Consider the following 13,010-nt stretch of genomic DNA (forward strand, 5'->3'; position numbering starts at 1 on the left):
CCCGGCCCCCGCCGCCTCCTCGGGACGGACCTCGCCCCGCGGCGCGTACCCGGTGCCGGTGACCGTCGCCCGGCCCCGGGGGGTCCACACCTCCTCGACGACCATGACGCCCTCCGTCAGGGTGCCGGTCTTGTCCGTGGCAAGTACGGTCACCGAGCCCAGGGTCTCCACTGCGGACAGCCTCCGCACGATGGCGTGCCGGGCGGCCATCCGGCGTGCGCCGAGCGCGAGGCTGAGGGTCACCACGGCCGGAAGCGACTCGGGAACGGCGGCCACCGCGAGGCTGATGGCGGTCACCGCCATCACCTCCAGGCTCTGCCCCCGGATCAGGCCGAGGACGAGGACGACGAGGCACAGCCCGATCGTGACCACTGCCAGCACCCGCCCGAGCCCGGCCAGCCGGCGCTGCAGCGGGGTCGCCTCGGCCTTGGGGTTCAGCAGCGCCGCGATCTGCCCCATCGTGCTGTCGGCGCCGGTCGCCGTGACCTCCGCGACCGCCCGCCCGTGGACCACGACGGTGCCGGCCCGCAGGCCGGTGTCCCGGCCTGCCGCGGCGTCCTTCTCCACCGGCACGGACTCGCCCGTGACCGCCGACTCGTCGACGAGTACGGCCGAGGACTCCAGCAGTATGGCGTCCGCCGGAACGATGTCCCCCTCGCCCAGGAGCAGTACGTCACCCGGCACCACCGAGGCGGCGGTCAGCTGCTGCTCCGTGCCGTCGCGGACGACCCGCGCGGTGGGCGCGGACATGGCGGTCAGAGCCTCGACCGCGTGGTCGGCGCGCACCTCCTGCGCGACCCCGACCGTCGTGTTGACCACGACGACCAGGCCGATCACCGAGGCGTCCGCGTAGTCCCCGATCAAGAGGGTGAGCACCAGTGCGGCCAGCAGCACCATGATCAGCGGATCGCGCAGCTGCGCCACCACGCGGGACCACAGCGGGATCCGCCGTACGCCGCCGACCTGGTTGGGCCCGTACCGCTCCAGCCGCGCGGCGGCCTCCGCCACCGACAGGCCCCGGCGCCCGCTCCGGCCCGCGACGGGCTCCCCGGTCACGGGCGCACCCCCGGACGGCGTTCCGTCCCGCGTGCCGCCCCGGGGCTTCCGCTTCCCGGCCGGCCCCGGCCTCCCGGCACGCCGGCCGATTCACCCACGTGGTTCAGGAACGTCAGGGGCATCCCGTCCTCCACTCCGAGCAGAGAGTGACGTTTCGTCACGGTACCCCGCCGGGCGCGGGGCACGCGCCCGCAAGGCGCGCCGCCCAGGCCCGCCGCAAGACCCGCACCGTGGGATCCGGCCGGACACCGCCCGCGGGCCCGTCCGGAAGCGCGTCCGGAAGCCCGTCCCGGCGGTGCGCTGCGGCGCGGCGCGACGCGTGCCCCCGCACCCCCTCGCGGGCCGGAGCCGCGGGTGTTTCCTATGCTCGCCCCATGACTGACAGCACCGAGCCCGCCCCGCTCGACCCCGAGGACCGCAAGATCGTCACCCTGGCGCGCAGCGCCCGAGCCCGCAACGCGGTGCAGGAGGGCGCGGCGGTGCGGGACGAGACCGGCCGCACCTATGTCGCCGGCACGGTGGCCCTGGACTCCCTGCGGCTGAGCGCGCTGCAGACGGCCGTGGCGATGGCGGTGGCCAGCGGTGCGAAGTCCCTGGAGGCGGCCGCGGTGGTGTCGGAGGCGGAGACCCTTGCCGACGCCGACCGGGCGGCGGTGAAGGACCTCGGCGGTGCCGGTACGCCGGTGCTGCTGGCCGGCCCCGACGGCGTGCTGCGCCTCAGGGCCACCGCGGGCTGAGCCCGGCCCCACGCCCCTTCCCGGGGCCGGGGCGCCGGTCCCGCCGCGGCCCCGTCGAGCACCGGTGCGGCCGGGCTCCGGGGATCAGGGACAATGGGCGCCATGAGCGCTCGTACCCAAGGAACCGAAGCCGTCCACCGGGCGGGCTTCGCCTGTTTCGTCGGCCGCCCCAACGCGGGCAAGTCCACCCTCACGAACGCTCTGGTCGGCCAGAAGGTGGCGATCACCTCCAACCGGCCGCAGACCACCCGGCACACCGTGCGCGGCATCGTGCACCGCCCCGACGCGCAGCTGGTACTGGTCGACACCCCTGGCCTGCACAAGCCGCGCACGCTGCTCGGCGAGCGGCTGAACGACGTCGTGCGCACCACCTGGGCCGAGGTCGACGTCATCGGCTTCTGCCTGCCCGCCGACCAGAAGCTCGGGCCCGGTGACCGTTACATCGCGCAGGAGCTGGCCGGGATCAGGAAGACCCCGAAGGTCGCGATCGTCACCAAGACCGACCTCGTCGACTCCAAGCGGCTCGCCGAGCAGCTGATCGCCATCGACCGGCTGGGCAAGGAGCTGGGACTCGAGTGGGCGGAGATCGTCCCGGTCTCGGCCGTCGGCGACAAGCAGGTCGGCCTGCTCGCCGATCTGCTCGCCCCGATGCTGCCGGAGAGCCCGCCGCTCTACCCGGAGGGCGATCTCACCGACGAGCCCGAGCAGATCATGGTTGCCGAGCTGATCCGCGAGGCCGCGCTGGAGGGCGTACGGGACGAACTTCCGCACTCCATCGCCGTGGTGGTGGAGGAGATGCTGCCGCGCGAGGGCCGTCCGGCGGACAAGCCGCTGCTGGACATCCACGCCAACGTCTACATCGAGCGGCCCAGCCAGAAGGGCATCATCATCGGCCCGAAGGGCGCCCGGCTGAAGGAGGTCGGGACGAAGTCGCGCAAGCACATCGAGGCACTGCTCGGAACGCCCGTTTTCCTCGATCTGCATGTGAAGGTCGCCAAGGACTGGCAGCGTGACCCCAAGCAGTTGCGGAAGCTGGGGTTCTGAGTTCAGCTGGTTCTCCGCCCGGACGCCCATAACGGCGTTATCCTGCGTTGCGTGTCCACAGACAACGCCCCCGGTCCGTCCGAGGCGGGGGACATCAGGCGCCGACTGCTCGACCAGGCCGCCAGGGTCCTCGCGGAGCAGGGCCCCGCGGCCCTGAGCGCCCGCCGTCTCGTCAGGGCCGTCGGCGCCTCCACCATGGCCGTCTACACGCACTTCGGCTCCATGCCCAGCCTCGTACGCGAACTGATGCGCGAGGGCGTCGACCGCTTCAGGGCCCGCCTGGCCGGAGTCGCACAGGACGCGGACCCGGTCACCGAGCTCGCCGCCCTGTGCGCGGTCTACCAGGAGTTCGTACGCGCCGAACCGCACCTGTACGCCGTGATGTTCGGCGGCTCCCCGCTCGCCGGCTTCGAACTGAGCGCGGAGGACCGGGACATGGGCACCGGACTCCTCGAGGCGCCCCGCGCGGCGATCCGGCGCTGCATGGCCGCCGGACGGTTCCGGGACGGGGACTCGCGGCTCCTCGTACGGCAGCTGTGGTGCCAGCTGCACGGTCTGGCGCAGCTGGACCGGGCCCGCTTCCTCACCGCGGCCCCGTACGGGTACGGGCCCGACGAGGTGCTGCCGGCCCTGCTGCGCGACTTCGCGGTGGGCGCGGGCGACAGCCCGCGGGAGGCGGCGGCATCGGTGGCCGCGGCCTTCCCGGAGGCCGCCCGGGACCCTGCCGGCGGCTGATACTGTGACGTCCGCGCAATGAACGAAAACGAGGAGGTGAGACCCATTCACGCCAGGTCAGGCAGGGTGCTCTCGCCTCTCGGACAGTAGGTCCGCGGAGCGCCCTTCGGCATTCCGAAAGGCCCTCATGCCGGTTTCACCGTCCCCGTCCGACTCACCCTCAGCGTCGCCTTCACACTCCTCACGCTCCCCCCGCGACTCCCAGTCGCCCCCGGCATCCTCGCTGTCCTCGCCCTCCGGGGCGGCCCCGGCGGCCGGCGTCCCGCCGGTGCCCCCGATGTCCCCTGCCCACGTCGTCGCCGCGCTCCGTGCCGCCGGCTGCGTCTTCGCCGAGGACGAGGCGAGACTGCTCCTCGACACGGCCCGCACTCCCGCCGCGCTCGCCGCCATGGTGGAGCGCAGAGTGGCCGGGCTGCCCCTCGAACACGTCCTCGGCTGGGCCGAGTTCTGCGGCCTGCGGCCGGCCGTCGACCCCGGCGTCTTCGTCCCGCGCCGCCGCACCGAGTTCCTGGTGCGGCGCGCCGCCGCGCTCGCCCCGCCCGGCGGCGCGGTCGTCGTCGACCTGTGCTGCGGCTCGGGCGCGGTGGGCGCCGCGCTCGCCGCGGGTCTCGACGGGGTCGAGCTGCACGCGGTGGACATCGAGCCCGCGGCGGTGCGGTGCGCCCGCCGCAACCTTCCCGGCGGGCACGTCTACGAGGGCGATCTGTACGAGCCGCTGCCCGCGGAGTTGCGCGGCCGCGTGGACGTCCTGGTCGCCAACGCTCCGTACGTGCCCACCGAGGAGGTCGTACTGCTGCCGCCGGAGGCCCGCATCCACGAGCCTCTGGTGGCCCTCGACGGCGGCGCCGACGGCCTCGACATCCAGCGCCGGGTGATCGCCGGAGCCGCGGTCTGGCTGGCGCCCGGCGGGCATCTGCTGATCGAGACGAGCGAGCGGCAGGCACCCCTTACCGCCGGAAGCATGGCCCGTGCCGGGCTCGTACCCGAAATCGCCGAGTGCGAGGAGCTGTTCGCCACCGTCGTCGTCGGCGCCCTCCCGGCGCACGGCCGCCCCCGGTGAACGGCGGCGCGCTGTACGGCCGCGTACCCGGCGCCAGATCCTGAGTCCCCGTGTGCACCGCCGCCCGGAGCACCGCAGCCGTTCGTACGGCTCGGTGCCCGGGCGGGCGGCGTGCGCGCGATCAGCCGCAGGGTGGGGCCGGCCGGTGCCCGGCGGCGCCTCGCGGTCCCGGCACGGCCGCCCCGCGGCCCCGCGGCCCCGATGCGGGGCGCCGGCGTGGTCCGCACGCGCCGCAGGCGCCGTCCGGCCTGCTCGTGCGCCGGGCTCACGCCGGCGGTTCCGCGATCAGGGCCGTGGCGGTCTCGCGGAAGCCCAGGCGGGCGTAGAGGCGGGCCACGTTCTCGTCGCTCGCGGAGAGGAAGACGGTGGAGATGCCCGCCGAGCGGGCGGCTTCCGCGAGGCAGGAGGTGACGGCCGGGCCGAGGCCGCGGCGCCGGGCCGAGGGGAGGGTGCCGACGCCGACGATCTCGGCCACCGGGCCGGCGGAGACGTACTGGCCCGAGCAGAGCACCACGCCGTCCTCGACGGCGGCCGCGAGGACGGTGCGCCCCGCGCGGACGCGGTCGGCGACCTGCCGCACCAGGCGGTCGTGCGCGCCCGTCGCGAGCGTCGCGGCGAGTTCGGCCGGTCCCGCCGGGCCGACCGCCGTGCCGGGCGCGGCGAAGGCGAGGTGGGGAAGGACGGCCGCGGCCGGCAGGTGCGGATCGCCGGGACCCAGGATCCGCACCGCTGCCTTCTGCGCGGAGGGGCGTTCCGGACCGGGGACGGAGGCGTCGAGCACCATCAGCGGGTGGGCGTGCACCGTGAGGCCGGAGGCCTCCGCCGCGGCGCGCAGGGAGGGGGTGGTCTGCTCCACCCACTCGAAGGACTCCGGTATGCCGAGGTCCCGCTGGCGCGCCCGGACCCGGTCCACGTCGGCGGCGGTCGGCTCCCGGCCCGCCCGGCCGAGGGCGGGCCGGGCGTACAGGGGGTACCCGCCGTCCTCCTGCACGAAGAGGGTGAGCGGGCCGAAGTCCTCCGCCCGGCCCGCCGTCCGTGGCACGGCGTCGTAGAAGTGTTCCAGGGTGGTCAGTGTCGCGGTGAGCGTCATGGGCCGATCCAATCAACGGGAGCGGTCCTCACGCTCCTTCTTTGAGCACCCGCGAGATCAGCCGCTGCTGGGACTCCGTCAGCCGGGGATCGGCGCAGTACACCGTCCGGTCGTCGACCGTGATCTGGTAGCTGAAGCCGTCGGGGACGCCGATCGGGGGAGTGGTCCTGGCGCCGGCCACGGCCTCCTCGGCGAGGGTGTGCCACTGGCCCGCGTCGGGACGCCCCGCCGTGTCGACGGCGGCGAACTTCTCGATCCCGGCGAACCCTCCGGTGCGTTTCACTTGGATGCGCATGACCCCTGTCTAGTACGCCGCGGCCTCAGTCGGTAGGCACCACCCCGACCTGCTGCCAGGCCTTCACCAGTGCCCGCATCTCGTCACGGTCGCCGTAGCGGTCGAGGGTCACGGCGACGGTGGCCTTGGCGAAGTCCTTGAAGCTCGCGTCCACTTCCAGGCCGCCGACGGTCAGCACGTCGTACCAGATCTGTCCCGCACGCTCCCAGGCGTACCCGCCGAGGGCCGTGGCCAGGAGGTAGAAGGCGTGGTTGGGGATGCCGGAGTTGATGTGCACCCCGCCGTTGTCGCGGCCCGTGCGGACGTAGTCGTCCATCGTGGCCGGCTGGGGGTCCTTGCCGAGCACGTCGTCGTCGTACGCCGTGCCGGGGGCCCGCATCGAGCGGAGCGCGACGCCCGAGACGCGCGGGGCGAGCAGGCCGGCGCCGATCAGCCAGTCGGCCTGGTCGGCGGTCTGGCCGAGCGTGTACTGCTTGATCAGCGAGCCGAAGACGTCGGACACCGACTCGTTGAGGGCGCCGGGCTGCCCGAAGTAGGTGAGGTTGGCGGTGTACTGCGTGAGGCCGTGGGCCAGTTCGTGGCCGATGACGTCGACGGGCAGGGTGAAGTCGAGGAAGACCTCGCCGTCACCGTCGCCGAACACCATCTGCGAGCCGTCCCAGAAGGCGTTGCCGTAGTCCTCGTCGTAGTGCACGGTCGCGTCCAGCGGCAGTCCGCTGCCGTCGATGGAGTCGCGGCCGAAGGCGGACAGCAGGAGTTCGAAGGTGGCGCCGAGGCCGGCGTAGGCGCGGTTGACGGTGGCGTCGGAGCCCGGCTCGTCGCCCTCGGAGCGCACCTTGCGGCCGGGGAGGTCGGTGCCGTGCCCTGCGTCGTAGATCGTGCGCCGCGGCCGGCCGGAGGGGGCGGCGGCGGTGGGTGCGGCGGCGCCGACGACCGTGGTCATCCGGCGGTGGGTGCGCTGGAACGCGTCCCGCTCCAGGGTGCGGCGGGCGGGTCCGGCGACTACGGGGTCCCCGGCCTGGGCCAGCCTGTCGAGGACGTGGGGCGGGACGATCGTGCAGAAGACGGGCTCGTGCCCGGTGTTCGCGGTCATGGCTCGCAATGTGGCACTGAGTCACGCCTCTGTCACTACCTGCAACCGTGATTGATGAAATGAACCGCTAAAAGGAGTGAAGCCTCACACTTCGGACAACCCAGGTCGTGTATCCCGCATACTGATACAGAACCGCGTACCGCATGCGACTCCGCTAGGCTGCGACACATCATGCGTTTCGGGCTGCTTCTCCTTAGCTGCCGCGGCGAGGGCCTGTAGTCGAGGTCGACTCCCTCCCCGCGGTGTCTGGCGTTGCGGTGAAAACCCCGTCGCCCCGTCGGCCGCCTTCAGCGGACACACGAGGAGCCCCAAGCACCATGACCAGCCCCCAGAGCCATTCCGTCGGCCGCCCCACGCCCATCACCGCGGCGACCGTCGCGCAGAAGCCCTCCGGTATGCCGATTCACAAGTACGGCCGGTACGAGCAGGTCGACATCCCCGACCGCACCTGGCCCGACAAGCGCATCACCAAGGCGCCGCGCTGGCTGTCGACCGACCTGCGGGACGGCAACCAGGCGCTGATCGACCCGATGTCGCCCGCCCGCAAGCGCGCGATGTTCGATCTGCTGGTCAGGATGGGCTACAAGGAGATCGAGGTCGGCTTCCCCTCCTCCGGCGAGACCGACTTCGCCTTCGTACGGTCGATCATCGAAGAGGGCGCGATCCCCGAGGACGTCACGATCTCCGTACTGACCCAGGCCCGTGAGGACCTGATCGAGCGGACCGTGGAGTCCCTGCGCGGCGCGCACCGCGCCACCGTGCACCTGTACAACGCGACCGCGCCCGTCTTCCGCCGGGTCGTCTTCCGCGGCTCCAAGGAGGAGATCAAGCAGATCGCCGTCGACGGCACCCGCCTGGTCATGGAGTACGCCGACAAGATCCTGGGCGACGAGACCGCGTTCGGCTACCAGTACAGCCCGGAGATCTTCACCGACACCGAGCTGGACTTCGCCCTGGAGGTCTGCGAGGCGGTCATGGACGTCTGGCAGCCCGAGGCCGGCCGCGAGATCATCCTGAACCTGCCCGCCACCGTGGAGCGTTCGACGCCGTCCACGCACGCGGACCGCTTCGAGTGGATGTCCCGCAACCTGTCCCGCCGCGAGTACGTCTGCCTGTCCACCCACCCGCACAACGACCGCGGCACGGCCGTCGCCGCCGCCGAGCTGGCCGTCATGGCCGGCGCGGACCGGGTCGAGGGCTGCCTGTTCGGGCAGGGCGAGCGCACCGGCAACGTCGACCTGGTGACGCTGGGCATGAACCTGTTCTCCCAGGGCATCGACCCGCAGATCGACTTCTCGCAGATCGACGAGATCCGCCGCACCAGCGAGTACTGCAACCAGATGGAGATCCACCCGCGCCACCCCTACGCGGGCGATCTGGTCTACACCGCCTTCTCCGGCTCCCACCAGGACGCCATCAAGAAGGGCTTCGACGCCATGGAGGCCGACGCGGCCGCCCAGGGCAAGACCGTCGACGACATCGAGTGGGCCGTCCCGTACCTGCCCATCGACCCCAAGGACGTCGGCCGCTCCTACGAGGCCGTCATCCGGGTGAACTCGCAGTCCGGCAAGGGCGGCATCGCGTACGTCCTGAAGAACGACCACAAGCTGGACCTGCCGCGCCGTATGCAGATCGAGTTCTCGCGGATCATCCAGGCGAAGACGGACGCCGAGGGCGGAGAGGTCACCCCGCAGCAGATCTGGGACACCTTCCGGGACGAGTACCTGCCCAACGCCGAGAACCCCTGGGGCCGCATCCAGGTCAGGAACGGGCAGACGACGACGGACAAGGACGGCGTGGACACCCTCACCGTCGAAGCCGACGTCGACGGTGTCGAGACCGTGCTGACCGGGTCCGGCAACGGTCCGATCTCGGCCTTCTTCAACGCCCTGGAGGGCATCGGCGTCGACGCCCGGCTGCTGGACTACCAGGAGCACACGATGAGCGAGGGCGCCTCCGCGCAGGCCGCCTCGTACATCGAGTGCGCCATCGACGGAAAGGTGCTGTGGGGCATCGGCATCGACCCCAACACCACCCGCGCCTCGCTGAAGGCGGTTGTCTCCGCCGTCAACCGGGCGAGCCGCTGACTCACCCGTCCGGGTGCCCCGGCGTTCCCTTCGCGGAGCGCCGGGGCACCGGTGTATTCCGGCCATGGGCCCTTCGGCCCTCGCTGTATCCCGTTCGGGGTACTGACGCCGGCTCGCGGATGTGGCTAACATCACGCCCACGCGGCGATGTTGCCGGGGCGTTACGGGAGGTGCCGACGTGCTTCGAGAACCGCGAAGTCAACTCATGCGGATCTGCGGCATTCGCACCATTTGGACCACGGTTGGCGACGGCGAGTTCTTCTGTCCCGACTGCGGAGGCGACCGCAACTACCGGCGCCGCACCGGACGTCGCAGGTTCACCCTGCTCGGCGCTCCGCTGCTGCCGCGCGGGGTCACCGGGCCGATCGTCGAATGCGCCGCCTGCCACGGCCACTTCGGCACCGAGGTCCTCGACCACCCCACCAGCGTCCGCTTCTCGGCGATGCTCCGCGACGCCGTCCACACCGTCGCCCTCGCCGTGCTCACCGCGGGCGGCACCGGCTCCCGCTCCGTCCGCGCCAGCGCCGTCGACACCGTGCGCGCCGCAGGCTTCCCCGACTGCACCGAAGAACAGCTGATCACCCTCATCGAGGCCCTCGCCGCCGACACCGGACGGCTCGCCGGACCCTTCGCCGACCTCCCCGACGAAGTGCCCGAACACCTCGGCGACCCCGGCGGAACGACCCTCGCCATCGAACTCCACGAAGCGCTGGAACCCCTCGCACCGCACCTCGCCCCGGCCGGCCGTGAGTCGATCCTCCTCCAGGGCGCGCGCATCGCCCTCGCCGACGGCCCGTACACCCCGTCCGAACGCGACGTCCTCACCACCGTCGGCCGGGCCCTGCAACTGCGCCCCGACGACACGACCCGGCTGCTCGCCGCCGCCCGCGCGCCCTTCTGACACCGCCTTGCCCCGCGCCTTCGCCGTACTCCCCGCCGTTACTCCCCCGGGAGTAACGGCTGCCGTACGCCGCCCCGGGCAGTAGCCGCGATCCCCTCCCCACGCGCGACGAAACGGCCGCCGCGCGCCGGAAACCTGGGTGCATGCGGACACCCACTCAGACACCCGGTCAAGCAGCCGGTCAAACACCCGGTCAAGCAGCCAGTCAGGCACCCACGCGGACACCGCCACCCCGGACCGCTCGCGGGCGGGCGCTGCCCTGGGCGGTGCTGGCACTCTGGATCGCCGTCCTGGCCCTCGCCGGACCCCTCGCGGGAAAACTCTCCGGCGTCCAGCAGAACCGCGCCGTCGACTACCTGCCGGCAGGCGCCGACTCCACCAGGGTCGCCGAGATACAGGCGCAGATGCCCGGCGGCGAGTCCACCGACCTCGTCCTCGTCTACCACCGCGACGGCGGACTGACCGCCGCCGACCGCGCCACCGCGCGGGAACAGGTCGCCGCCGTGGCCGGCAGGCACGAACTCACCCACGAGCCCACGGGCATCCCGTCCGACGACGGCACCACCCTGATGTACGCCGTCTCCAGCACCGAACCCGGACAGGACGACGAGGCCAAGAACGCGTTCGTGAACGACGTCCGGGACACCGTGGAGGGAGGCGACGGGCTCAGCGCCGAGGCCGGCGGACCCGGCGCCCTGACCACCGACATGAGCGAGGTGTTCGGCTCCCTGGACGGCCCGCTGCTCTACACGACGGTCGCCGTCGTCGCCGTCCTGCTGATCCTCATCTACCGCAGCCCCCTGCTGTGGCTCGTGCCGCTGACCGTCGCGGGCATCGCCGACGCCCTGTCCATGGCCGTCACCTACGGCCTCAACCAGGCCTTCGACATCACCGTCAGCGGCCAGAGCGCCGGCGTCATGACCATCCTCGTCTTCGGCGCGGGCACCGACTACGCCCTGCTGCTCATCTCCCGCTACCGCGAGGAACTGCGCCGCACCCCGCACCCGTACGACGCGATGCGGACCACCCTGCGCGGCTGCGGACCCGCCGTACTCGCCTCCTCCGGAACCGTCGCCGCCGGCATGCTGTGCCTCCTCGCCGCCGACCTCAACAGCAGCCGCGGCATGGGCCCCACCGCCGCCGTCGGCGTCCTGTGCGCACTCCTGGCCATGCTGACCCTGCTGCCCGCGATCCTCGTACTGCTGGGCCGCCGCCTCTTCTGGCCGCTCGTCCCGGCGTACGGCAGCGAACCGAAGCGCCGCCGCTCCGTCTTCGCCGCCATGGGCGGTTCCGCAGGACGGCGCCCCGTCGCCGTTCTCGCCACCGGCGCCGCGGTGCTCGGCGCCCTCGCCCTCGGCACGCTCAACCTGCCCGGCGACCTCAAGCAGGAGGACTCCTTCGTCAGCAGGCCGGAGTCGGTCACCGCGATGAGCACCCTCGCCGATGCCTATCCCCAGCGGTCGAGCCGGCCCGTCGCCGTCGTCGTGCCCACCGAGCGGGCGGCCGAGGCGCTGGAGAAGGCCCGTACGACCGAGGGCGTCGCCGCGGTCGAACGCGGGCGCACCGGCGGCGGGTGGACCGAGATCGCCGTCATCGCCGAGGACGCGCCGCAGACCACGGGGGAGACCCGGACCATCGGGGCACTGCGCTCCGCACTCGGTGACGGGCCCGAGGGCGTCGGCGCGTACGTCGGCGGGGTCAGCGCCCAGGAGATCGACCTGGAGAGGACCAGCGAACGCGACCTGAAGACCGTCGTACCGCTCGTCCTCGCCTCCGTGCTGCTGATCCTGGTCGCCCTGCTGCGCAGCCTCGTCGGCCCGGCGATCCTCGTCGCCGCCGTCGTCGCCGTGTGGGGCGCCGCGCTCGGCATCGGCGGGCTCGTCTTCGGACCGCTCCTCGGTCTCGGGGGCACCGACCCGGGACTCGCCCTGCTGTCCTTCGTCTTCCTCGTCGCCCTCGGCGTCGACTACGGCATCTTCCTCATGCACCGGATGCGGGAGGAGTCCCTCACGGGCGCGGAACCGGCCGCCGCGGCGCTGACCGCGCTGCGCACCACGGGCGCGGTCATCGCCTCCGCGGGCCTCGTCCTCGCAGCGACCTTCGCGGTCCTGACGAACATGCCGCTCGTCCCGCTCGTCGAACTCGGCTTCGTCATCGCGGTCGGCGTCCTCCTCGACACCTTCCTCGTCCGCACCTATCTGGTGACCTCGGCGAGCCTCCTCCTCGGCCGCAGGGTGTGGTGGCCGGGCCGCCTCAGCCGCACCCCGGCAGCGGCCCCGGTCCCGGCCGTCCCGAAACCCGACCCGGTGGGCCGCGCATGACGGACCGTCCCCGGTGGGCCACGGCACGGCCCGGGCCCACCGCGTCCCCCGCGTCCCCGGACGCGCCCGCACGGGCCGCCACTCCGCGCGGCGCACGGTGGCGCCGGCCCTCCGGCCCCACCGTGCAGGCCGGGCCCGGCCCGGAGCCGGCCCCGGGCCGGCGGATGCCGGGCGGGCTCCTGCGGTGGCTGCGCGGCTCCGGGGCCGGCACGGACCTGAGGGCGGCGGGCGGCCGGATCAGTTCCGGTCAGCCGGTCCGGGGCCGGTTCCTGCGGTGGCTGCGCGGCTCCGGGGCCGGCACGGACCTGAGGGCGGCGGGCGGCCGGATCAGTTCCGGTCAGCCGGTCCGGGGCCGGTTCCTGCGGTGGCTGCGCGGCTCCGGGGCCGGCTCGGCCCCGGCCGCTCCCGGTGGGGCCGCCCTTGACCGGCGGATGCCGGGCGGAGTTGTGCGGTGGCTGGGCGGTGCCCGGTCCGGCACGGCCCCGGAGCCGGCGGGCGGCCGGACCACTTCGGGTCGGATCGGTTCCGGCCGGCCGGTGCGGTGTGGACTCCTGCGGTGGCTGCGCGGCTCCGGGGCCGGTACGGATCTGG

General features: G+C 73.2%; 11 protein-coding genes. 7 read left to right on the top strand and 4 right to left on the bottom strand.

All coding sequences use genetic code 11. The features are described from left to right. A partial coding sequence (locus GUY61_RS25045; RefSeq protein WP_313896842.1) for an HAD-IC family P-type ATPase occupies positions 1-1,056 on the bottom strand: 1,056 nt, incomplete at its 3' end. 374 nt (positions 1,057-1,430) lie between these two features. On the opposite strand from GUY61_RS25045, the gene GUY61_RS25050 reads away from it, so the two are divergent. The 4 genes from GUY61_RS25050 to GUY61_RS25065 all read left to right on the top strand — a co-directional run bounded on the left by GUY61_RS25050 (position 1,431) and on the right by GUY61_RS25065 (position 4,632). Continuing rightward, positions 1,431-1,793, top strand: coding sequence for a cytidine deaminase (locus GUY61_RS25050; RefSeq protein ID WP_166632508.1), 363 nt, complete (start codon positions 1,431-1,433; stop codon positions 1,791-1,793). Between the two features lie 93 nt (positions 1,794-1,886). Further along, complete coding sequence (era, locus tag GUY61_RS25055) at positions 1,887-2,837, top strand: GTPase Era (protein ID WP_398956791.1); 951 nt, start codon at positions 1,887-1,889, stop codon at positions 2,835-2,837. A gap of 51 nt (positions 2,838-2,888) precedes the next feature. After that, positions 2,889-3,572 carry a TetR/AcrR family transcriptional regulator gene (locus GUY61_RS25060; RefSeq protein WP_166632510.1) on the top strand — a complete coding sequence of 228 codons (684 nt, stop codon included), beginning with the start codon at positions 2,889-2,891 and terminating at the stop codon, positions 3,570-3,572. Between the two features lie 277 nt (positions 3,573-3,849). Beyond that, entirely contained in the window at positions 3,850-4,632 is a 783-nt protein-coding gene (locus GUY61_RS25065; protein ID WP_243766737.1) for a putative protein N(5)-glutamine methyltransferase, read from the top strand. A gap of 265 nt (positions 4,633-4,897) precedes the next feature. Here GUY61_RS25065 and GUY61_RS25070 read toward each other — a convergent pair whose 3' ends face one another. From GUY61_RS25070 to GUY61_RS25080, 3 genes are read right to left on the bottom strand one after another with little or no spacing between them, the layout of a single operon-like run. After that, positions 4,898-5,722: a GNAT family N-acetyltransferase gene (locus tag GUY61_RS25070; RefSeq protein ID WP_166632512.1), complete on the bottom strand. Its 825-nt coding sequence runs from the start codon at positions 5,720-5,722 to the stop codon at positions 4,898-4,900. A gap of 28 nt (positions 5,723-5,750) precedes the next feature. After that, positions 5,751-6,017: a protealysin inhibitor emfourin gene (locus tag GUY61_RS25075; RefSeq protein ID WP_166632513.1), complete on the bottom strand. Its 267-nt coding sequence runs from the start codon at positions 6,015-6,017 to the stop codon at positions 5,751-5,753. A 25-nt stretch (positions 6,018-6,042) separates the two neighbouring features. Next, positions 6,043-7,110 (bottom strand): M4 family metallopeptidase, encoded by a 1,068-nt coding sequence (locus GUY61_RS25080; RefSeq protein WP_166632514.1) that lies wholly within the window; start codon positions 7,108-7,110, stop codon positions 6,043-6,045. Between the two features lie 317 nt (positions 7,111-7,427). On the opposite strand from GUY61_RS25080, the gene leuA reads away from it, so the two are divergent. From leuA to GUY61_RS25100, 3 genes are all read left to right on the top strand, one after another. Further along, a complete protein-coding gene (gene leuA / locus GUY61_RS25090; protein WP_166632515.1) occupies positions 7,428-9,197 on the top strand; it encodes a 2-isopropylmalate synthase in 1,770 nt (589 codons plus the stop codon). 205 nt (positions 9,198-9,402) lie between these two features. Beyond that, entirely contained in the window at positions 9,403-10,098 is a 696-nt protein-coding gene (locus tag GUY61_RS25095; protein ID WP_166632518.1) for a TerB family tellurite resistance protein, read from the top strand. Between the two features lie 143 nt (positions 10,099-10,241). Next, positions 10,242-12,419, top strand: a complete 2,178-nt coding sequence (locus GUY61_RS25100; RefSeq protein ID WP_166632516.1) for an MMPL family transporter — start codon at positions 10,242-10,244, stop codon at positions 12,417-12,419. The last annotated feature ends 591 nt before the right edge of the window (positions 12,420-13,010 follow it).

Source organism: Streptomyces sp. GC420 (genome assembly GCF_009916105.1).
Taxonomy (GTDB): domain Bacteria; phylum Actinomycetota; class Actinomycetes; order Streptomycetales; family Streptomycetaceae; genus Streptomyces.